Origin of the sequence: Aquipuribacter aurantiacus, from assembly GCF_051216895.1 — a bacterium.
Taxonomy (GTDB): domain Bacteria; phylum Actinomycetota; class Actinomycetes; order Actinomycetales; family JBBAYJ01; genus Aquipuribacter.
On record NZ_JBPKAO010000012.1, the window covers coordinates 70,525 to 91,983 of the forward strand.

Genomic DNA, 21,459 nt, shown 5'->3' on the forward strand with positions numbered 1-21,459 from the left:
ACGGTCCCGTCACAGCCGTTCCCCGCGGCGCGGCACCGGGTGGGGCACGAACCGGTCGCCGGAGCGCACCGGCACCACGACGGGCCCGTCCGGCCCGTCCAGCACCTGCACCCGCGCGCCGTACACCCGGGCCAGCGTCGCGGGGAGGAGGACGTCGGCGGCCGGGCCGTCGGCCACGACCCGGCCGTCCTCCAGCAGCACCAGCCGGTCGCCGTACTGCCCGGCCGAGGTCAGGTCGTGCATGGCCGCCACGACGGTCAGCCCCTCCTCCCGGCGCAGCTGGTCGACCAGCTGCAGGACCGTCTGCTGGTGACCGATGTCCAGGGCGCTCGTGGGCTCGTCCAGCAGCAGCACCTGCGGCTGCTGGGCCAGCGCCCGGGCCAGCACGACGCGCTGCAGCTCCCCGCCCGACAGCTGGGTCGCCGGCCGCGAGGCGACGTGGTCCAGGCACAGCCGCTCGATGCACTGCTCGACGACGCGGCGGTCCTCGTCGGACTCCGAGCCGAAGCGCGGCAGGTGCGGCGTCCGGCCCAGCGCGACGAGCTCGCGCACGCTCGTCGACTCCGGCACCACCGGACGCTGCGGCATCAGGCCGACGACCCGGGCCAGCACCCGCTCACCGGCGCGGGCGGGGTCGACGCCGGCGACCTGGATCCCCCCGCTGAACGGCAGCAGCCCACCCACGGCGTGCAGCAGCGACGTCTTGCCCGCCCCGTTGGGCCCGACCAGGCAGACCCACTCCCCCCGCTCGACCGTCAGGTCCAGGTCGTGCACCACCGCCACCCCACCGCGCCGGACGCCGACGCCGCGACAGCTGACGGCGGTCCCGCTCCGCGTCACCGGGGTCACGACATCCTCGCGCGCCGGAGCACGAGGACGAAGAACGGCGCCCCGACCAGGGCGGTGACCACGCCGATCGGCAGCTCGGCCGGGCTCATGACGGTGCGGGCCAGGATGTCCGCGGCGACCAGGAACGCCGCCCCCAGCAGCATCGACACCGGCAGCAGCACCCGGTGGGAGCCGCCGAACAGCAGCCGGACGGCGTGCGGGACGACGATGCCGACGAATCCGATCAACCCGCTGACGCTGACCACGGCCGCCGTGCCCAGGGTGGCCGCCAGCACCAGGACCAGCCGGGTGCGGGCCGCGTCCACACCCAGGCTGCGCGCCTCGGTGTCGCCGACGGCCATCACGTCCAGCACCCTCCGGTGCAGCAGGATCACCGCGGCGGAGAGCACGACGTACGGCAGGACGGTCAGCACCTCCGACCAGCCCTGCGTGCTCAGGCGGCCCAGCAGCCAGGAGTAGACCGAGCGCAGCGTCTCGTCGTACTGCTGCTGGACGAAGGTCTGCACGGCGTTGAGGAACGCCGCCACCGCCACCCCGGCCAGGACGATGACGACCGAGGAGCGCGTGCCGTGGCCGACGCTGCTGCCCAGGGCGTAGGTGGCCGCGACCCCGAGCAGCCCGCCGAGGAACGCGACGACCGGCAGCCCCAGGCCGGCGACCACGCCGCCGCTGACGATGGCGATCGTGGCGCCCAGCCCCGCCCCGCTGGACACCCCGAGCAGGTAGGGGTCGGCCAGGGGGTTGCGGAACACCCCCTGGTAGGCGGCTCCGGCCACGGCCAGCATGGCCCCGACCAGCGCGCCCAGGACCACCCTTGGCAGCCGGATCTGCCACAGGATGGCCTCCTGCTGCGACGTGAGACCGGAGGCGACGTCCACCCCGGGCAGCGCCGAGACCAGCGAGGCCAGCACGCCCGACGGCGTCAGACCGGCCGGGCCCACCAGGACCCCGAGCAGCGACGTCGCCGCGAGCACGCCGCCCGCCCCGACGACGAGCAGGGCCCGTCGCCCGGGTCGGGGCAGGCCGAGCCGGACCGAGGCGGCCCGGGCGCCCGCGGCGGCGTCGCTGCTCATGCGGGAGGTTCGCTCAGTCCTGGACCGTGGGCAGCGCTTCGGCGACGGACTCGACGAAGTCGACCACGCGCGGTCCCCAACGGCTGGACTCGTCGGCGTCGACGACGACCACGTCGCCGTCGGCCACCGCGTCGACCTCGGCCCAGCCCGGCCGGGCCGCGATGGTCTCCGGGCTGTCGGAGAAGTCCCCGGAGGTCACGAAGATGACGTCCGGGTCGGCCTCGACGATGAACTCCTGCGACAGCTGGGGGTAGGCCTCGCCCGTCGCGTCGGCGATGTTCTCCAGGCCGAACAGGGAGTAGACCTCGCCGATGAAGGTGTCCCCGCTCGCGGAGAAGAACGACGGGTCCAGCTCGTGGTAGTAGCTGAGCGGCTCCCCCGCGGGCACCGAGGCGACGGCGGCCTCGATGTCGGCGGCCATCTGCTCGGTGAGGGCCTCGGCGTCGGCGCTGCGGCCCGTGGCCAGGCCGACCCGCTGGATCTGGTCGTACGCCTCGTCCAGGGTCAGCGCCGACGGCAGGACGAGCGTCGGGACGCCGGCGGCCTCCAGGCCGCTGGCCAGGTCCCCGGGGTCGCCGGAGGAGATGACCAGGTCGGGGCCGTAGCCGAGGATGGCCTCGAGGTTGGGCTCGAAGCCCGACAGGTCGGTGACCGGCGCCTCCTCGGGGTAGTACGAGAACGCGTCGACGGCCACGACCTGCTCGCCCGCGCCCACCGCGAAGAGCATCTCGGTCGCGGTGGGGCTGATGGACACGATCGCGGCCGGCGCGGCCTCGATGGTGACCTCGGTGGTCTCGGGCTCCTGCCCGGAGGTGACCGTGACGGGGAACGCGGCGGCGTCGTCGCCGGGCTCGGCGCCCGCAGCGGCGTCCGTCGGGGCGACGCTCGTGGCGTCGGGGCTGTCGGTCGGTCCGCTGTCGGCGGTCCCGCTGTCGGTGCCCCCGCCGCAGGCGGCGAGGACGAGGGCCGCAGCGGCGCCGAGGGCGACCGCCGTGGTCCGGGCGCGGGTGGTACGTGCAGTCATGGCAATCCCCTGGGAGGTGTCAGGGGACGAGGGTGCTCCGGGTCGTCTCCCCGACAGGGGCTGCGACACGAACCGTCCTTCGTCCGAGGACCGTGCGTGACCACAGACCAGGCGACCTGGCTGACCCCGCGCGCGCACGCTCGGGGATCACAGTTGCGGGACAGCGCCGGTCTCTCACCGGACTTCGCTGGACCTGTGGTGCCCCGCGGTGCGAGGCGGGAGCAACCTATCGGACGCCCGACGCCCGGGCGACACCCCGCTCAGGGTCGAGGTCCCTCCTCGCGGACCCGCTCCACCGCGGTCATCGCCTCCCGCAGCTCGGCCAGCCAGTCCCCGGAGTGCTGCCCGACGAGGCGGACGCACCAGGCCAGGGCGTGGGCCCGCGACCGCGCGACGCCGGCCTCGACGAGGGTCTCCAGCACCACGCGCTCGGGCTGGCGCAGCCGGGTCATCACCGGGACCGACAGGGTGGTGAACAGCTCGGTCCGCTCACCCGCGCTCACCCCCCACGACACCTTGCGGCCGAAGCGCCGCTCGGCCTCGTCGGCGATCGTCATCCGCTCGGCCCGGCTCTCGGAGCGGAACCGGCCGATCCGGCCGTCGAGCTCGTCCGGGTCGGCCGGCTCGGCGCCGCTCCCGTCGGCCGCCGCACCGTGGCCCGGCCCGCCCGGCAGGGGCAGGACCACGGTCACCTCCTCCCGGTCCACCGTCACGTCGGCCTGCTCGGCCGACCACGCCTCGGGGAGGCGGCCCCTGAGCCAGCTCCCCACCTTCACCGCTGTCACGTCTGTCTGCATGTACTCATGATTACTCGATTACGGGTCGGCGGCCAGCGCGTTCGCCGGAGGCCGGCCCGGCGCTCACTCGGGACGCTCGAGCAGGTCCGTGACCAGCGCGGCGATCGGGCTGCGCTCGGAACGGGTCAGGGTGACGTGGGCGAACAGCGGGTGCCCCTTGAGCCGCTCGATGACGCTGGCCACGCCGTCGTGACGACCGACCCGCAGGTTGTCGCGCTGGGCCACGTCGTGGGTGAGGACGACCTTGGAGTTCTGACCGATCCGGCTGAGCATGGTGAGCAGGACGTTGCGCTCCAGGCTCTGCGCCTCGTCCACGATGACGAACGCGTCGTGCAGCGAGCGGCCCCGGATGTGGGTGAGCGGCAGCACCTCGAGCATGCCCCGGTCCAGGATCTCCTCGACGACCTCGCTGGACACCAGGGCACCCAGGGTGTCGAACACGGCCTGGCCCCAGGGGCCCATCTTCTCCGCCTCGGTTCCGGGCAGGTAGCCGAGGTCCTGCCCGCCCACGGCGTACAGCGGTCGGAACACCATGACCTTGCGGTGCTCCCGGCGCTCCATCACGGCCTCGAGCCCGGCGCACAGCGCGAGCGCGGACTTGCCCGTGCCGGCGCGCCCGCCCATCGACATGATGCCGACCGAGTCGTCGAGCAGCAGGTCGATGGCGATCCGCTGCTCGGCGCTGCGACCGTGCAGGCCGAACACGTCCGTGTCACCGCGCACGAGCCTGATCTGCTTGTCGGGCGTCACCCGGCCCAGCGCGCTGCCCCGGTCCGACGTCAGCACCAGACCGGTGTGGCACAGCAGGTCGCGGGCGGCGTCGTGGTCCAGGTGCCGCTCGTCGTACAGCACCGCCATGTCCTCGGCCGAGATGTCCAGCTCGGCCAGGCCGGTCCAGCCGGACTCGACCGCGAGACCGGCGCTGTACTCCTCGGCGACCAGGCCCACCGCCGACGCCTTGACCCGCATCGGGACGTCCTTGCTCACCAGCACGACGCGGTCGCCGTCCGCGGCCAGGTTGGTGGCCACCGCCAGGATCCGGGTGTCGTTGTCGGTGCCGCGCAGACCCGCGGGCAGGCTGGTCACGTCGGTGTGGTTGAGCTCCACGCGCAGCGTGCCGCCCAGCTCGCCCACCGGCAGCGGCACGTCGAGCCGGCCGTGCTCCAGGCGCAGGTCGTCCAGGTAGCGCAGCGCCTGCCGGGCGAAGTAGCCGATCTCCGGGTGGTTCCGCTTGCCCTCGAGCTCGCCGACGACGACCACCGGCAGGACGACCTCGTGCTCGCCGAAGCGGAACATGGCGTCCGGGTCGGACAGCAGGACGGAGGTGTCCAGGACGTAGGTGGTGCGGTCGCTGGTGGTCCGGTCAGGCTGCTTGCTCACGATGGTCTCCCGCCCGGGCGCGCACGACGCCCTGGTCTGGTCGTGTCCGGTGGAGCTCCGGTCCGGCCCCGGCGAGGGGACCGGGACCGGCCTCCCCCGGAGCAGCGATCGCTCCATGGCTGGGCCTCCCGGGTCGACGGTGCCGACGTCTCCGACGGTAGGTCGGGGCCGGGCGGGCGCGGGGTCGACACGCCAGGTCTCTCACCCGGGTGCGCGTGAACGTCTCATGACGTGCGGGTGTCCGCCACGAGGCGTGAGCGGCGGGGGCCGTCCCGTGATCGCCGGGAGCCGGCTCAGCCGCCGAAGCGGCGGTGGCGCATGGAGTAGGCGCGCAGGGCGCGCAGGAAGTCGACCTTGCGGAACTCGGGCCAGTAGGCCTCGCAGAAGTAGTACTCGCTGTGCGCGCTCTGCCACATCAGGAAGCCCGACAGCCGCTGCTCGCCCGAGGTGCGGATGACGAAGTCGGGGTCGGGCTGCCCCTTGGTGTAGAGGTGCTCGGAGATGTGCTCGACGTCGAGGGTGTCGGCCAGCTCGGCCAGCGACGTGCCGCGCTCGGCGTGCTCGGCCAGCAGGGAGCGGACGGCGTCGGTGATCTCCTGCCGACCGCCGTAGCCGATGGCCAGGTTGACGGTGATGCCGTCGATCGCCGCGGTGGCCTCCCCCACCTCCTTGAGCCGGTTGGCCGTCGACGCGGGGAGCAGGTCGAGGCGACCGACCGGGTTGACCCGCCAGCGACCGGTCTCGGCCAGGCGTTCCACCAGGTCGGGGATGATCTCGAGCAGCTGGTCCAGCTCTGCGCTGGCGCGCGTGAGGTTGTCGGTGGACAGCAGCCACACCGTGACGACCTCGACGCCCACCTCGTCGCACCAGCCCAGGAACTCCACCACCTTGTCGGCGCCGGCGCGGTGGCCGTCGTGGGTGGTGGTGCCGTACGCCTTGGCCCAGCGGCGGTTGCCGTCGATGATGACCCCGACGTGCCGGGGCAGCGCGGAGGGGGCGAGCCGGGAGCGCAGCACGCGCTGGTAGGCCCGGTACGCGAGCACCCTGGCTCCCACGGCGCCCTCCTCGTCCCGAACGGTGTGCAGGCCCACCCAACGCTACTGCCCCGCAGTAGCCGGACGATGCCTGCCGGTCACCGCCATCTGTTCACGCGGACTTCACCTTACCCACCAGTAACTTACGCAACCGTAGGTTATGCTCTCTCCTGTGAGCCACGACTCGACGCCCCACGCCGAGCCCGGCGTCCTGCCCCGCGTCCTGCCCGACGTCCTGCCCGACAAGGACGAGGTCGCCGCCGTGGTCAAGCCGCTGCTGCGCGGCTGGCTGCACCTGGGCATGTTCCCGGTCGCCCTGCTGGGCGGCCTCGTCCTGGTGCTGCTGGCCGACTCCCCCACCGAGCGCGTCGTCACGGTGGTGTTCACCATCTGCACGTCGGCGCTGTTCGGGGTGAGCGCGACCTACCACCGCGGCCGGTGGTCCGAGCGCAACCGGATCCTCATGAAGCGGCTGGACCACTCCAGCATCTTCCTGCTCATCGCCGGGTCGTACACCCCCTACGCCGTGCTGCTGCTGCCCACCGGCCAGGCCCGCCTGCTCATGGGTCTGGTCTGGGGCGGGGCCGTGCTGGGGATCCTGTTCCGGGTGTTCTGGGTCGGCGCGCCGCGCTGGCTCTACACGCCCATCTACATCGTGCTCGGCTGGACCGCCGTGTGGTTCCTGCCCGGGCTCCACGCCTCCGGTGGCCTGCTCGTGGTCGTCCTGCTCGCCGCCGGCGGGCTGCTGTACTCCGGCGGCGCCGTCGTCTACGCCCTCAAGCGCCCCGACCCCTGGCCGCACCACTTCGGCTTCCACGAGATCTTCCACGCCTGCACCGTGCTCGCCTTCGCGTGCCACTACGCGGGCGTCGCCCTCGTGGTCGCCCGCACCTGAGCCGCCCCTGAGCCGCCCCCGGGCCGCGTCAGCGGGTCAGGGCGCGGGCCAGGACCTCCCGGTCGGTCGTCGGGGCGTCGCAGACGAAGCCCCGGCAGACGTAGGCGGTCGCCCCGCCCGGCGCGGGGCGGTCCCGCAGCAGGGCGGGCTCGGTGGCGCCGGGCTCCCCGCGGGACACCACCAGGCCCGGCGCGGGCGAGCGCAGCGCGACCTGGTGCAGGTCATCCCGGGCCGGGTCGCCGTCGGTGCCCACCACGGCCACCTCGCGGGGGCCGTCCGCGGCGGCGGTGGCCACCGCGAGCCACCAGCCGGCGAACCGCGGCGCCTGGGCCATCAACGGCGCAGCGCCCACCAGGGCCCGTCCGGCCGCGTCGCGCAGGTCACCGCGGCCGGTGAGCGCGGCCGCGTGCAGGCACGCCCCCGTCGCGGCGGACGGCCCCGACGGGTGGGCGTTGTCGGCCGGGTCGACCAGGCCGCCCGCCCCACCCAGGGCGGCCGCCAGGGCGGTGTCGACCTCGTCGGACGCGGTGTCCTGCCAGCGGCCTGCGGGGTCCACGAAGCGGCCCGTCATGGTGTCGCACAGCTGTTCGGCGGCGGTGGACCAGCGCGGGTCGCCGTCCACGCCGTGCAGCACGAGCAGTCCCGTGGCCACGTCCCCGTGGTCCTCCAGGACGCCGGCGTGGACGCCGACCTCACCGTCGCGCGACACCCGCCGCAGCCGCAGGCCGCCGTCGGCGTCGCGCCAGGCGTGCCGCTGCAGCAGGACGTCGGCGACCCGCTGGGCGGCCGTCACGAGGTCGGGGCGCCCCAGCAGGGCACCGGCCTCGGCCAGGGCCGCGACCGCCAGACCGTTCCAGGCCGCCACCACCTTGTCGTCACGGGCGGGCTGCGGCCGGGCCGAGCGGACCTGGCGGAGCGTGGCCCGGACCCGGGACCAGCGGTCGGCCTCCCCACCGTCGGACCAGACGTCGCGGGTCAGCCGGGCCGTGGACGTCCCGTGCTCGAACGTGCCCCGGTCGGTGACCCCGAGCAGGTCCGCGGCCCAGGCACCGTCGTCCTCGCCGAGCGCGTCCCGCAGGGCCTCGGCGGTCCAGACGTAGGTGAGGCCCTCGACGCCGTGCGTCGTGGTGGGCAGCCCGGTGGTGGGCAGACCCACCGGCCAGTCCTGCTCCGCGGGGGCCGGGGTGTCGGCGTCCAGCGCGCTGGCCAGGCCACCCGCGTCGGTGCCGAGCGCGCCCAGCATCCAGTCGCAGGTCTCCAGGGCGACCCGTGCGCCCGTCCCGGCGTCGGCGGGGTCGTCGGTGGTGACGGCCCAACGGGCGTACACCCGGGCCAGCTGGGCGTTGTCGTAGAGCATCTTCTCGAAGTGGGGCACCACCCAGCCGGCGTCCACCGAGTAGCGGGCGAAACCGCCCTCCACCTGGTCGTACATGCCCGAGTGCGCCATGGCGCGCAGCGTCCGGGCGGCCAGGCCGTGGGCGTCCGGGGACCCCTCGCGCAGCAGGAAGGCCAGCACCGCGGACGGCGGGAACTTGGGCGAGCCCCCCAGCCCGCCGTGGACGGTGTCCTCCTCCGACAGCAGTCCGGCGACGGCGTCGCCCAGCAGGGACGGCGGCAGCAGGTCGGTCCCGGCGGTCGGGACGTCGACGAGCGGTGCCGTCGTGCCGCCGCCCCCGACGGCCTCGGACAGCCGCTGCGCGGTGTCCTCGACCTGCGGTCGTCGCTCCCGCCAGGCCTCGTCGACGGCGAGCAGCAGCTGGGTGAACGACGGCATCCCGCCGCGGGGGGTGGGCGGGAAGTAGGTCCCGGCGTGGAACGGACGCCCGTCCGGGGTGGTGAACACCGTCATCGGCCAACCGCCCTGCCGGGTGAGCGCGGTCGTGGCGCGCATGTAGACCGCGTCGACGTCGGGCCGCTCCTCGCGGTCGACCTTGATCGCGACGAAGCGCTCGTTGACCACGACGGCCGTCGCCTCGTCCTCGAAGGACTCCCCCGCCATGACGTGGCACCAGTGGCAGGCGGCGTAGCCGACGCTCAGCAGGACCGGCACGTCGCGGCGGCGGGCCTCGTCGAACGCCTCGGTCCCCCACTCCCACCAGTCCACCGGGTTGTCGGCGTGCTGGAGCAGGTACGGGCTGCGTGAGGACTTCAGACGGTTCATCGGGGGGGCCACCTCTCGAGGTCGCGGACGTGCGGCGGTCGGCCTGGCCGGCCGGTGCTCCCGGGCCGCGACCCAGTCTTGCCGTACCCGCAGAGCCCGCCGGCAGGCACCCGGTGGTCACATCGGGTGGTGCCGGGTCGGGCCGGCTCCAGTCGGCCCCGTACGGGCCGATGACCTCGTCGTGGTCCACCCTCCCGTCGACCTGCTGCAGGTGCAGCCACGGCCCCGCCCCCTGCCGGCCGGGGTCGACCTGGGGGCTGCCGTCGTGGCCGCCACCACGGCCCTGGTCTGCGTGGTCGGCACCGACGGCCGCATCCTCATGGTCAACCCGGCCCTGGAGCAGGTCACCGGCTGGCATCGGGACGAGGTCGTCGGGCGCCACTTCTGGGACGTGCTCGTCGCACCCGAGGACGCCGTGATGGCGCAGGACTGCGTCGCCCGGGCCGTCCTGCAGGGCGAGGCCCCGCCGCAGGAGGGTGACTGGCTGGACCGCCGGGGCGGTCGCCGCCGGATCGCCATGACCAACGGGGTGCTGCTGGACGACGCCGGTCTCGCGTACGCCGTGGTGTTCCTCGGCGTCGACGTCACCGCCCAGCGGCGGGCCGAGGAGCAGCTGCGGACGCGGGCGACCCGCGACGCCCTGACCGGCCTGCCCAACCGCGACACCGTGCTGCGGGCCGTCCAGGACGAGCTGGCCGACCCCCGCAGCCCCGGCTGCGGCGTGCTGTTCGGCGACCTCGACGGGTTCAAGGCGGCCAACGACACCCACGGGCACGAGGTCGGGGACCTGCTGCTGCGTGCGGTCGCCGACCGGCTGCTCGAGGTCACGGCCGCCACCGACGTCGTCGCCCGGTACGGCGGTGACGAGTTCGTCGTCCTGTGCCGCGGCGCGGACGCGCACCGCACCCACGAGGTCCGCTCGGCCGTCGAGGCCTCGGTCGACGTCCCGTTCGTCACCCCGCAGGGTCTGGTGCACCTGGGTATGAGCGTCGGCGTCGCCCTGGGGACCCACGGCGACCCGGCCGACCAGCTGATCGCCTCCGCCGACCGTCACATGTACGGGCTCAAGACCCGCCGCCGGGCCGGGCGGGAGCGCCGCGACACCCCCCGTCGGCCCGACCCGGCGACGGCCTGAGACCCCGGTCTCACCGGCTCACCGTCGGCCCACCCCCGTCGTCGGCTGCACGACCACGGTGACGCTGCCGGTCGAGGTGTTGCCGAGGCCGTCGGTGGCCTCGTGGACGAACGTGTAGCGGGCGCCGGGCACGGCCCGCACGGAGAACGTGCCGTCGCCGCGGCGGACGACGACGGCACGGCTGGGGCCCTCCGCCCTCGCCTCTACGAAGGTGACCGCGGCCACCCCCGAGGGGTCGGTCGCGGTGGCCTCGACGACGACGGTGCTCATCCCCCCGTTGGACGACCACACCTGCTCGGGGCTGGCCGAGACGTCGAGGGAGGGGCCCACCCAGTCCTCCTGCAGACCGGCGGCCCGGAAGGCGTCGGAGTGCGACCCGAAGGACCGGCCCACCTGGGGCAGCCAGCAGGCGTCGTTGTGACGACCCTGCGGGTAGACCTGCGAGGTGTGCTCGACCCCCTTGCCGGTGAGGATCGTCGACAGCTGGCGGACCCCGTTGTCGAAGCCGTACTCGTCGAACTCGCAGGCGTCGAAGTAGAGGCTGAACCGGCCGAGCTCCTCGGCGCTCATCGTGCGGGCCCGCGCGATGGGCGTCGGACCGGACGGCGTGTAGCCGAGGGACCCGATGTGCGAGGCCAGCGAGGAGAACGTGCCGGGGTTGTCCAGCCCGATCGAGAACGCACCGAACCCGCCCATGGAGATCCCGGTCAGCGCCCGGAACTCGCGCTGGGCCAGGGTCCGGTACTCCGCGTCGACCATCGGCACCATCTCCTGCAGGAACATGCTCCGCCACGGGACGGGCTGGTCCAGGTACCAGAGCGACTCGCCGTCGGGCATGACCACGATCGACTCGGCCAGGCCGTCGGCCCACAGCTCGTCCAGGACCGCGTCCATCTCGCGCGGCTCCCACTCACGGCTGCCGCCGTTGATCCCGTGCAGCAGGTACACCACGGGGAACCGGCGATCCGGCTCGGTCAGGTACGACGGCGGCAGGTACGTGACGAGCTCGCGGGGCGCGCCCTCGAGCTCGGAGTCGACGGTCTCGCGGAAGAACCGCGACTCGTTGCCCGTCTCGGTGAACGTGGTGGGCGAGAACCGCAGGAACTCCTGCTCGGTGGGCTGGAACTCGAAGGGGACGCCGTCCTTGGTCCCCGTCACCCGGCGGTTGGTGTCGACGACGAGGGCCCCGTCCTCGGCCACGACGACCTCCACCTCGGAGTCGGTCAGCCGCAGCGTCCCCGAGTCGGCCAGCCACTCGCGGAGCTCGCGCTCGCGACGCTCCGGGGTGCGACCGTCGTGGAAGTACGACGGGTCCAGGGTGGCCAGGTAGGCGTCGACGTCGCCCGCCGCCAGGGCGGCTGCCTGCACGGCAAGGACCTCCGCGACCGCGGCGGACTGCTCCGCCGGGGCGGGGGCGCCGGTGATGCCGTAGACGTTCGCGCGGACGGCGTCCTTGGAGTAGATGCCGACCGGGCCCGAGTACCAGCCGCCGCCCCCGCTCATGTCGTAGACCCGGACGGCGAGCACGTTCTCGCCGCCGAACACCGGGACGTCGCCGGGCACCGAGTACAGGCGTCGCTCGAACCACTGGCTGTTCGCGTTCGGGGGCATCACCCCGGAGCCGCCGATCCTGCGTCCGTTGAGGTAGGCCTCGTCGACGTCGTCGATGAAGCCGAGCGAGGCGACGAGGTTGGCTCCCTCCGCGTCGGCGGGCAGGTCGAACGTCAGCCGGAACCAGCCGAAACCGTCGTAGCTCGCGAACGGGGCCCCGTCGTTGGGCACGCTGGTCGTGGCCCAGCCCGAGTCGTCGAAACCGGGCTCGGCCCAGGCTGCGTCGTCACCCAGGGTGAACCGCCAGTCGTCCCGCTCGAGGTCGACGGCCACCGTCGGGGGCGCGGCGGTCTGCGCCGCGACGCCGGCGGGCGGCGGGGTGGCCCCGGCGGCGCTCGGCAGGGCGGCGGCCGTCGACGCGGCGACCAGGACGGCGGTGACCATCGCGGCGCGGCGCCACGGGCGCGGGGGGTTGGGTCGGGACACGGGCACTCCTACGTCGACGGTGACGGGGCGCGAGGGCGATGTTCACCCCCGGTGGTTTTCGTGTCCGTTCCTGGCGTTCCCTGTTCAATCCTGTTCGGTCCGGACGGGGACAATGTAGACGCCGAACGACCGTTCGGGAAGAGGCCACCGCGGTCCGAGCCCGTCGGGCGCTCAGACGTCGGCGACGGCCAGCTCGTCGAGCCAGCGCCCGAGCGCCGCACCCGACAGCGCGCGGTCCTCGGTGGGCCCCTCGTCGGGGTCGGGGTCGGGGCCTCACCCCCGGGGGGTGCGCTGCGCCCGAGGCCGGCCCGAGGCCACGTGCGGGCTGTCCGAGCGAGGCCCCAGCACGGGCACCGGTCCGCTGACCCGACGGGTCCCCTTGACCGACACCCAGGACGACTCGTGCCCGACGGTGGCGTCGGGGTCCAGCCGGGGGTCCACGCCCAGGCCCTTGTCCCCACCGCTGCGGATGAACCAGAAGTCGGTCTGGACGCGCTCGGGGGTGACGTCGAGGACGGCGAACCCGTGGCCGATGCCCTCCAGGTAGCCGATCCACGGGTTGGCGGCCTGGAACGCGCGCGTGACGAAGGCCGCCGTGGCCGCGTTGCCACCCAGGACCTCCTTGAACCCGTCGCTGGTGACCGACGGGCAGACGAACTCCACCCCGGCCGAGGTGCTGCGGTCGGCGCCGTAGGCGACGGGGTCGACGGGGAGGTCGTTGGCCCACGAGGAGTGGATGTCCCCGGTGAGGACCACGGGGTCGGTGGCACCCGAGTCCGCCATCGCCCGCAGGACCGCCACCTGGTCCGCCTGGTACCCGTCCCACTGGTCGGTGTTGAAGACCGCCCCCGGGACACCGCCGGGCAGGGCGAGGACGCGGGCGAAGACGGTCTGGTTGCCGATCAGGTGCCAGCGGGTCCGTCCGGAGGTGAGGCCGTCGGTCAGCCACGCCAGCTGCTCGGGCTCGACCAGGCGGCGCTGCGGCGAGGCGAGGGCGGGGTTCGGGGCCCCGGCGACCACGGCCGGGACCTGCCGGCTCCGGTTCTGCCGGGTGTCGACCACCGACAGCTCGGCCAGGTCGCCGAAGCGGAACCGGCGGAAGAACTGGGTGCCGACGTGCGGGGCGGGCTGGTAGGTCGCGGGGTCCCGCACCGGCATCCACTCCAGGTAGGCGCGGAACGCGTCGGCCCGCCGGACCAGGAAGTCCCCCTCGGCCCGCACCCCGGCGGGCTCACCGGGACCGGTGTAGTCGGTGTCCGGGTCGTCCTGCTCGTCGTGGTTCTCCGCCCCGGTGTCGTAGGCGTCGTTGGTGATCTCGTGGTCGTCGAAGATCGTCACCCAGGGGTGCCGGGCGTGGGCGGCCTGCAGGTCCGGGTCGCTCTTGTACAGCGCGTGACGCAGCCGGTAGTCCTGCAGGCTGACCGTCTCGGTCACCGGGTCGTGCTCGCGCAGGCCGACCAGGGCGTCGGGGCCGTAGCGGTCCGCGGCGTTGCCGTACTCGTAGACGTAGTCGCCCAGGTGCAGGACCAGGTCCAGGTCGTCGCGGGCGGCCAGGCCCCGGTAGGCGGTGAAGTAGCCACCGGTGAAGTTGCTGCAGGACACGAACGCCAGCCGCAGCGCGTGGGTGAGCCCGGGCTCGTCGGGCGAGGTCTGCGTCCGACCGACGCGCGACGTCTCCTCCAGCGCGCGGAAGCGGTAGAAGTACCGGGTGTAGGGCGTCAGGTCGGTGACGACGACCTTCACGGTGTGGTCGCGCGCGGGGTCGGTGCGGACCCGGCCCCGGTGCAGCACGGTGGTGAACGCCTCGTCGGCCGCGACCTCCCAGGTGACGGCGGTGGGTCGGCCGAGACCGCTGCCGGGGACCGCGGCGGCCTCCGGGGTGACCCTGGTCCAGATCAGCACCTCGGTCGCGGTCGGGTCACCGCTCGCGACACCGAACCCGAACACCCCGCCGGCGGCCACCTCGGCCACGGCGGCCGCCGCGGCGGGGGCGGCCATCGCGGGGGCGAGGGCGGCCGTCGCGGCCAGCGCCCCTCCCCCGCGCAGCAGCGCGCGACGGCTCGGGTTCGTGGGGCTGCTCGGGTGGGTCCGGTCGGGCTTCGACGCCTCGGTGGTCATGGCCGGACGCTAGGGACGCCCGGCGTCGGGCAGACCACCTGCCGGTGAACACCCGGTGGCCGGTCGGCGTCGAGCCGGTGGGCGCCGAGCGGGCGGGCGTGGAGCCGGTGGGCGCCGAGCCGGTGGGCGTCCAGCGCGCGGGTGTCCAGCGGGCGGGCGTCGAGCGGGCGGGCGCCGTCGCCCACCCCGGGTCGTCCCGCTCGCTCAGCCGCTGGGGTCCACGGCGGCCACGACCCGGATGTCGCGCACCGCACCGTCACCCAGGACTGCGAGCGCCTCCTGGTAGCCGTCGCTGGCGTAGGCGGCCACGGCGGCCTCCACGCTGTCGAAGGCGATCAGCGCCGTCCGCTCGGTGACGCCGGCCTCGAACGCGGCCGCAGCGGTCCCGCGGGCCACGAACGTCCCGCCCGCCGCGGCGATGGCCGGCCCGGCGAGGCGGACGTACGCCGCGAGCTTGTCGTGGTCGCGGACCTCGCGGACGGTGTTGACCCAGTAAGCACCCGGCATGAGGCCATCCTGGCCCACGCCGGGAGGACCGCCGGGACCAGACCGGCAACCGACCGCGATCAGACCGCGATCACACCGCCGTCAGGGCAGGGTCAGGGTCGCCCAGGCCTCGTCGAGACTGGCCTCGGCCGCAGCCTCGTCGGGGTCGGTGGCCACGAAGCCCAGGAGCACGTCGTCGACGACGACGAGCCGCCCGGCGAGCCAGGTCTCGGTCGCCGCGTCCAGGCCGGAGATCTGTGTGCCTGCGTAGTCACCCACGGCGAAGGGCTCCTCGGCGGCCGTCCCCTCGGCGAACGTGGCCGCGCCGAGGGCACCCTCGGCGGCCTGCGCGAGCAGCTGCTCGGGCGCCACCGACCCCGCGACGTCCTCCGGGAACGACTGGTACAGCGCGAGCAGGCTGCCGTCGGGCACCGCGTAGAGCGAGATCTCCAGGCCCTCGATCCCGGTGTCCGGGACGTCCTGCTCGGCGGCGTCGGCCGGGAGGGCGAAGGTGGCCGCCCCGCCCGGGTCCAGCACGGTCCACCCCTCGGGGACCGTCCCGGTGGGCACCGCCGGGGGCGGCCCGGCGGGGGCGCTGGGGGCCGCGTCGACGGACGGGCCGGCTTCGTCGCCCGAAGCAGCCGGTTCGGACGGCGCGCCGGACGCGCTCGGGTCGGGGACCGCGGTCGTCTCGTCGTCGGAGGCCCCGTCCCCGCCGCAGGCGCTGAGGGCCAGCACCCCGGCCAGCGCCAGTGGTGCGAGTGCGCGCGCGGACGTCGACGATCCCCCCGTGGTCATGGGCGCGACCCTAACCGAACCGGGGCAAGGCGGGCGGGAACGGGCCGGGCGGGCCGACTCGTCGGCTCGCCGGTCAGACCCGCAGGTCGACGTCCATGGTGGTCACGGCCCGGCCTGACACCCGGACCAGGGGTTCGTCCCCGGTGACGTCCAGGTGCACGTCCAGGACCCCGCCGCGTCGGGACAGCTGGGCGGCCCGGAACCGGTCCGTGCCCAGCCGGTGGCACCAGTAGTGGGCCAGCGTGGAGTGCGCCGACCCGGTCACCGGGTCCTCGTCGATGCCGAGGGCGGGGGCGAAGTACCGGCTGAGGACCTCGACGCCCTTGGCCAGGGCCGGCTCGTCCGCGGCCGCGGTGGCGATCACCCCGCCGAGCGGGAGCGCGGCGAGCTTGCGCAGGTTGAGCTGCATGTCACGCAGGTCCGTCGGGTCGACCAGCACCAGGGCGTTGCGCTGCAGGGCCTCCGACTGACCGGTGAAGCCGAGCAGCTCGTAGCTCATGAAGCCCATGGCCTGGTCGAAGCCGTCCGGCGCGCGGGTGTCCACCACCGGGACCAGGGGCAGGCTGATGGTCACCGACCCGGGGACGCCCTCGGCCCGTAGCCAGCCCGACATGGTGCGGAACGACATCGGACCGGTCTGCAGGCCCTGCTCGAGGAGCCAGTGGGCCGTGGCCAGGGTGGCGTGCCCGCAGAGCTCGACCTCGACCTCGGGGGTGAACCACCGCAGCCGGTACTGCGAGTGACCCAGGGGCGACACGAACGCCGTCTCCGACAGGTTGAACTCCCCCGCCACCGACTGCATCCACTCCGGTGACGGTGCCGGCTCGTCCTGGGGCAGCAGCACGACCGCCGCCGGGTTGCCGGCGAACGCCCGGTCGGTGAACGCGTCGACGACTGCAGCCCGCATGCGCGCATCGTGACAGCAGGAGCACCCCGTTGTCAGGGAGGCCGGACCGGCCCGTCGTGACACCCACGTGGGCCGGCTCAGCCGCTGCGGACGCTGACCGTGCTGCCGTTGCGGCCGTGCTCCACGTGGACCTGCCGCGGCAGCCGCTGCTGCAGCTCGCCCACGTGGCTGACCACGCCGACCATGCGGCCGTGCTCCTGCAGCTGGTCCAGGACGTCCATGGCCCGGTCGAGGCTGTCGGCGTCGAGCGTGCCGAAGCCCTCGTCGACGAACAGCGCGTCGATCCGGGACCCGCCGGCCTCGGCGGTCACGACGTCGGCCAGGCCCAGGGCGAGGGCGAGGCTGGCCAGGAACGTCTCGCCGCCGGACAGCGTCCCGGCCGGGCGCTGACGTCCGGTCCAGGCGTCCAGGACGGCCAGGCCGAGCCCCGCGCGACGACGGCGGTCCTCCCCCTCCTCGACGTGGGCCAGGGCGTAGCGGCCGTCGCTCATGCCGTCCAGGCGCAGGTTGGCGGCCTCGACGACCTGCTGCAGGTGCGCCGCCAGCACGTACGTGGACAGGGCGATGCCCTTGTCGTTGGTGCCGTTGCAGAGCTCGGCCAGCGCACGGGTGGTCTCGGCGCGTGTGCGCAGCGGACCGGCCCGTCGCTCGGCGTCGACCAGCTGAGGGGCGCTGCGGGCGAGGCCGTCACGGACCGACCGGGCCGCAGCCAGGGACGCCTCGGCGTCGCGGCGGGCCAGCTCGGCCGCCGCCAGCTGCCCGGCGAGGTCGGCCTCGTGCCGCTGCGCCTCCGCGAGGTGCTCGGCCGCCCGGGCGAGCAGGTCCTCGGGGTGGGCAGGCTGCTCGCCGGCCGCGGCCGGCTCCTCGGGGAGGGGGAGACCCAGCACCCCGGACAGCTCCCCGGACAGCTCCCCGATCCGCAGGGTGACGGCGTGCAGGTCTCGGCCGTGGGCGGTCACCGCGCCCCGGACCTCCTCGCGCCAGGCCCGTGGGCGGGCCGCGGCCGCGGCGGCCGCCACGTCGTCCCAGCCGGCCTCCGCCGCCGCGGCGCGGGCGGCGTCACGGGTCCGACCGAGCTCCTGCAGCGCCACCGCGCACGCGTCCACGGCGTCACCCGCGGCGCGCAGCAGCGACAACCGGGCGAGGCCGGCCGCCGCCTGCCGGGTCCAGACGCCGGCGGGCGGCTCGTCGGCGGGGTCTGCGCCGAGCGCGTCGCGCAGCCCTGCCCGCAGGTGCTCCGACTGCTCCCGCAGCGCCAGGAGGGCGGCCGCCACGAGGTCGCGCGCGGACTCCGCGGCACCCAGCGCCGCGCCGAGCCGGGACTGCTCCTGCCCCAGGGCGTCGAGCCGTGCGGCGGTGACCTGCGCCGAGGTCGCGGCGTCCTCGGCGGCCCGGTGCCTCGACCGGGCCTGAACGAGGACCTCGGTCACGGCGTCGCGCACGTCGTCCAGGGCGGCGGGACCGATCAGCAGCCGCAGCGGCGGGACCTCGACCTGGGGGGTCGCCTCGGTGCTCAGCTGGGCGTGGCACTCCTCGCGGCGGGCGACGGCGGTGGCCACGTCCGCGGCGGTGCGGGCGGCCGCGGCGGCGGCGCGGGCGGCCGCAGGGCGGGCCCGCTCCTCGGCGAGGACGTCGACGGCGGGGTCACCGTCGCCGGCCGGCGCCGGGTGGACGGTCGACCCGCAGACGCCGCAGGGCTCCCCGTCGACGAGGGCGGCCGCCAGCTCGACCGCCATGCCGTCCAGGCGGGCACGGCGCAGCCGGTCCAGGGTGTGCTCGGCGGCCCGCTGCCCCTCGCGTGCCGAGAGGTCGGCGCGCTCGGCGTCGGCGACGGCGGCGGTGAGCGCCGTGAGCCGCCCCGTCAGGGCCGCGGCGCGCTCCCACCGCTCGACCTCGCGCCGCGCCCCGTCGGTGGTGGAGGCGCGGTGCTGGAGGTCGTCGAGCTCGGCCTGCACGGCCAGCAACCGGTCGGGGAGCTCCCGCGCCCTCGCCCGGACCGCGTCGACGGCCGCGTCGGCGTCGGCGCGTTCGCCCTCGCGGGCGGCGAGGTCCGACTGCAGGCCCTGCCACCGCTCGACGTCGCGGCCGAGGGCCACCAGCGCGGCGTTGGTCGTCACGGCGTCGTCGACGTGGCGCTGCAACCCGACGCCCAGCGCCACCACGGCGTCGACGTCCACCCCGGCCAGGTCGGTCACGTCGGGCGGCCCGGCCTCGCCGGCCAGGTCGGCCAGGTCGGCCAGGTCGGCCAGGTCGGCCAGGTCGGCCAGGTCGGCCAGGTCAGGGTCGTCCACCTCGACGTCGTCGGGCAGGCCGGAGAGCGCGTCGCGGGCGGCCTCCACCGCCTCGTCGGCCCGGACGAGCGCGCTGCGGTGCGCCTCGTGCAGGGCCACCACCTCGGCGGCCCGGTCGGCCTCGTCGAGCTCACGGGCCTGCTCGGCGACCGCCGGTGCGTCCCGCAGCAGCTCCTGCCGGGTTCGGGCGGCGCTCACCAGCTGCGACAGCAGACGGCTCCGGGTGTGCAGGCTCGCGTGCCGGGCCCGGGTCGTGGTGAGCGCGTCGTCGGCCGCGGTCGCGGCGGCGGCGGCGGTGACGACACCCTCCTCGGCCCGTCCCAGCAGCCCCAGGGCCCACGGCGTGAGGTCGGTGCCGGGGCGCTCGTCGACACCGGCGTGCGCGGCCACGGCGGCGGCCGCGGCCCCCACGGCGACGTCGGCGTCCGCCAGCGCGGTCCGGGCCCGGTCACGACGCTCCTTGAGCAGCTGCTCCACCGCCGTGAACCGGCTGGTGTCGAACAGCGCACGCAGGACGTCCGCCCGGTCCTCGTCCTTGGCCCGCAGGAACCTCGCGAAGTCGCCCTGGGGCAGCAGCACGACCTGGACGAACTGCTCGTGCGACATCCCGACCAGGTCGGCGAGCTCGCTGTTGGCCTCCTGGACGCCCGTCCAGCGGACGTCGCAGTCGTCGGCGTCCAGGGCGGCGAGGTCGCGGGCGACCCGCACGCTCACCCCGGCCTTGTCGGTCGTCCACCCGGTCCCGCGCGAGCGGGGCCGGCGCTGGTCGGGCGAGCGGACGACGTGCACGGCCCGGCCCCCGACCGTCGCCCACAGCTCGACGCTGGTGCGGGTGGCGTCGTCGGCGTGGTCGCTGCGCAGCTGCTTGAGCCCCCGCGCCCCCGGGACCCGGCCGAACAGCGCGTAGCCGACCGCGTCCAGCAACGACGTCTTGCCCGCGCCGGTGGCTCCGCGCAGCAGGAACGGCCCCGCCCCGCTGACCTCGTCGAGGTCCAGGTCGACCGTGCCGGGGAACGGGCCGAAGGCCGTCACGCGGAGCCGGTGCGGTCTCATGCCGCGCCCTCGTGACGGGTGCCCGTGGCCCCCTCGCCCGACCCGTCCGCCAGCACGGCCTCCAGCTCGAGGTCCAGCAGCTCCGTCTGCTCCGCGTCGACCCCGGCGAGCTCGTGCACCAGCTGCTCGGTCCGCTCGGCCGACACGGCCCGGAAGGCCGCAGCCAGGGCGTCGCGCTCGGTCGTCGTGGCCGGCGTGCCCCGGACGTGGTGCACGAAACCCACCGCGACGTCGGTGTCGGTCACGGCCCCGACCGGGAGCCGGGCGTGGGGGACCGCGGGCTCGCGCCCCTGGGGGACCCACTCCAGCAAGACGGCGTGCGGGAACCGGGTCTGCAGCCGTCGCATGGCGTCGGCCGGGCGCTCCGCGTCGGTCAGGACCGCCTTGACGTGGTCGGCCTCGGCCGTGGCCCACGCGGGGTCGACCAGCAGGTCCGCGAGGGTGCCGCTGAGCTGCGTCAGCCGACGGTGCACCGGCGCCGGCACCCGCTCGACGCCCACGCCCCCCGCCCCGTCGAGGTCGACCAGCCAGCTGCCCTTGGCGTGGTCGCGCTCGGAGAACGAGAAGGCGACGGGCGAGCCGCTGTAGCGCAACGCCGGGGCGAGCACCTGCGAGCCGTGCAGGTGGCCCAGCGCCCCGTAGCCGAAGGGTGCGAAGGCGTCCGTGGCGACCCGGTCGACCGTGCCGACCCGGGGCCCCGCACCGGTCCCGCCCGCCACCGCCCGGCCCGGCGGGCAGCACCCGATCTCGCGCTCGCTGTCGGAGCGGTGCTCCGGCAGGACCCCGGCCACCCAGGTGTGGGCCATGACGACGGTCCGGGCGCGTCCGGCGTGGCGGGCCTCGGCCGCGGCCAGCGCCGCGGCGCGCGCGACCACGCCCTGCTGGCTGCGCTCGACCTGCTCCACGGCCGGCAGCCCGGGCCGGGAGGCGCGGGCCAGCAGACCGGCGGTGGTCGTGGGCTCGAGGAACGGCAGCGGGTAGAACGCGACCGGGCCGTGCTCGTCGTGCAGGACGACGGGCTCGCCGACACGCGCCGGGTCGCAGCGGACGTGGACCCCCGCCCGCCCGAGCAGACCGCCGTGGGCGCCGAGCCGGGCCGGGGAGTCGTGGTTGCCGCTGGACACGACCACCTGCGCCCCGGCCTCCCGGACCTGCTCCAGCGCCCGGTCCCAGGTGGCGAGCGCCTCGACCGGGGGGATGGCGCGGTCGAAGACGTCACCGGCGACGAGCAGGACGTCGACCTGCTCGTCGCGGACCACCTCGACCACGTGGTCCACCCACGCCTCGTGGGCGTCGGTGAGGTCGGCCCCGTGCAGACGGCGACCCAGGTGCCAGTCGGAGGTGTGGAGCAGGCGCATGCCACGACGCTATGTCGGGGCCCGGACACAACCCGGGAGGCGCGGCGGCCCCGCGCCGGTCGG

General features: G+C 75.2%; 17 protein-coding genes. 2 read left to right on the forward strand and 15 right to left on the reverse strand.

Annotated elements, in window-relative coordinates:
- Positions 1-9: 9 nt before the first annotated feature.
- From ACR80Q_RS15100 to ACR80Q_RS15125, 6 genes are all read right to left on the reverse strand, one after another.
- Positions 10-849 carry an ABC transporter ATP-binding protein gene (locus tag ACR80Q_RS15100; RefSeq protein ID WP_435378466.1) on the reverse strand — a complete coding sequence of 280 codons (840 nt, stop codon included), beginning with the start codon at positions 847-849 and terminating at the stop codon, positions 10-12.
- Entirely contained in the window at positions 846-1,922 is a 1,077-nt protein-coding gene (locus ACR80Q_RS15105; protein WP_435378467.1) for a FecCD family ABC transporter permease, read from the reverse strand. Before ACR80Q_RS15105 ends, ACR80Q_RS15100 begins: the two co-directional genes overlap by 4 nt.
- A gap of 13 nt (positions 1,923-1,935) precedes the next feature.
- A complete protein-coding gene (locus tag ACR80Q_RS15110) occupies positions 1,936-2,946 on the reverse strand; it encodes an ABC transporter substrate-binding protein (RefSeq protein WP_435378468.1) in 1,011 nt (336 codons plus the stop codon).
- 260 nt (positions 2,947-3,206) lie between these two features.
- Complete coding sequence (gene abmR, locus ACR80Q_RS15115) at positions 3,207-3,722, reverse strand: ATP-binding transcription factor AbmR (RefSeq protein ID WP_435378469.1); 516 nt, start codon at positions 3,720-3,722, stop codon at positions 3,207-3,209.
- An 84-nt stretch (positions 3,723-3,806) separates the two neighbouring features.
- Positions 3,807-5,039: an RNA 5'-3' helicase PhoH2 gene (gene phoH2, locus ACR80Q_RS15120; protein WP_435378530.1), complete on the reverse strand. Its 1,233-nt coding sequence runs from the start codon at positions 5,037-5,039 to the stop codon at positions 3,807-3,809.
- Between the two features lie 377 nt (positions 5,040-5,416).
- Positions 5,417-6,178, reverse strand: a complete 762-nt coding sequence (locus ACR80Q_RS15125; protein WP_435378470.1) for an isoprenyl transferase — start codon at positions 6,176-6,178, stop codon at positions 5,417-5,419.
- Between the two features lie 151 nt (positions 6,179-6,329).
- Here ACR80Q_RS15125 and trhA point away from each other — a divergent pair, with 151 nt between their 5' ends.
- Positions 6,330-7,052: a PAQR family membrane homeostasis protein TrhA gene (trhA, locus tag ACR80Q_RS15130; RefSeq protein ID WP_435378471.1), complete on the forward strand. Its 723-nt coding sequence runs from the start codon at positions 6,330-6,332 to the stop codon at positions 7,050-7,052.
- A 28-nt stretch (positions 7,053-7,080) separates the two neighbouring features.
- Here the strand turns inward: trhA and ACR80Q_RS15135 are convergent, their stop codons facing one another.
- Positions 7,081-9,213, reverse strand: a complete 2,133-nt coding sequence (locus ACR80Q_RS15135; protein ID WP_435378472.1) for a thioredoxin domain-containing protein — start codon at positions 9,211-9,213, stop codon at positions 7,081-7,083.
- Positions 9,214-9,394: 181 nt separating this feature from the next.
- Here ACR80Q_RS15135 and ACR80Q_RS15140 point away from each other — a divergent pair, with 181 nt between their 5' ends.
- A complete protein-coding gene (locus tag ACR80Q_RS15140; protein WP_435378473.1) occupies positions 9,395-10,348 on the forward strand; it encodes a GGDEF domain-containing protein in 954 nt (317 codons plus the stop codon).
- Positions 10,349-10,366: 18 nt separating this feature from the next.
- On the opposite strand, the gene ACR80Q_RS15145 is transcribed toward ACR80Q_RS15140, so the two are convergent.
- The 8 genes from ACR80Q_RS15145 to ACR80Q_RS15180 all read right to left on the reverse strand — a co-directional run bounded on the left by ACR80Q_RS15145 (position 10,367) and on the right by ACR80Q_RS15180 (position 21,396).
- A complete protein-coding gene (locus ACR80Q_RS15145) occupies positions 10,367-12,385 on the reverse strand; it encodes an alpha/beta hydrolase (protein WP_435378474.1) in 2,019 nt (672 codons plus the stop codon).
- 273 nt (positions 12,386-12,658) lie between these two features.
- On the reverse strand, positions 12,659-14,503 hold the full coding sequence (locus tag ACR80Q_RS15150) for an alkaline phosphatase D family protein (RefSeq protein WP_435378475.1): 1,845 nt from the start codon (positions 14,501-14,503) through the stop codon (positions 12,659-12,661).
- Positions 14,500-14,688 (reverse strand): hypothetical protein, encoded by a 189-nt coding sequence (locus ACR80Q_RS15155; protein WP_435378476.1) that lies wholly within the window; start codon positions 14,686-14,688, stop codon positions 14,500-14,502. The genes ACR80Q_RS15150 and ACR80Q_RS15155 overlap by 4 nt, the downstream gene beginning before the upstream one ends.
- Before the next feature lie 19 nt (positions 14,689-14,707).
- Complete coding sequence (locus ACR80Q_RS15160) at positions 14,708-15,010, reverse strand: DUF1330 domain-containing protein (protein ID WP_435378477.1); 303 nt, start codon at positions 15,008-15,010, stop codon at positions 14,708-14,710.
- 81 nt (positions 15,011-15,091) lie between these two features.
- Positions 15,092-15,787 (reverse strand): hypothetical protein, encoded by a 696-nt coding sequence (locus ACR80Q_RS15165; protein WP_435378478.1) that lies wholly within the window; start codon positions 15,785-15,787, stop codon positions 15,092-15,094.
- Positions 15,788-15,860: 73 nt separating this feature from the next.
- Positions 15,861-16,694, reverse strand: a complete 834-nt coding sequence (locus ACR80Q_RS15170; RefSeq protein ID WP_435378479.1) for a PhzF family phenazine biosynthesis protein — start codon at positions 16,692-16,694, stop codon at positions 15,861-15,863.
- Positions 16,695-16,771: 77 nt separating this feature from the next.
- On the reverse strand, positions 16,772-20,038 hold the full coding sequence (locus ACR80Q_RS15175; RefSeq protein WP_435378480.1) for an AAA family ATPase: 3,267 nt from the start codon (positions 20,036-20,038) through the stop codon (positions 16,772-16,774).
- Positions 20,035-21,396: an exonuclease SbcCD subunit D gene (locus ACR80Q_RS15180; protein WP_435378481.1), complete on the reverse strand. Its 1,362-nt coding sequence runs from the start codon at positions 21,394-21,396 to the stop codon at positions 20,035-20,037. Before ACR80Q_RS15180 ends, ACR80Q_RS15175 begins: the two co-directional genes overlap by 4 nt.
- Positions 21,397-21,459: the final 63 nt, after the last annotated feature.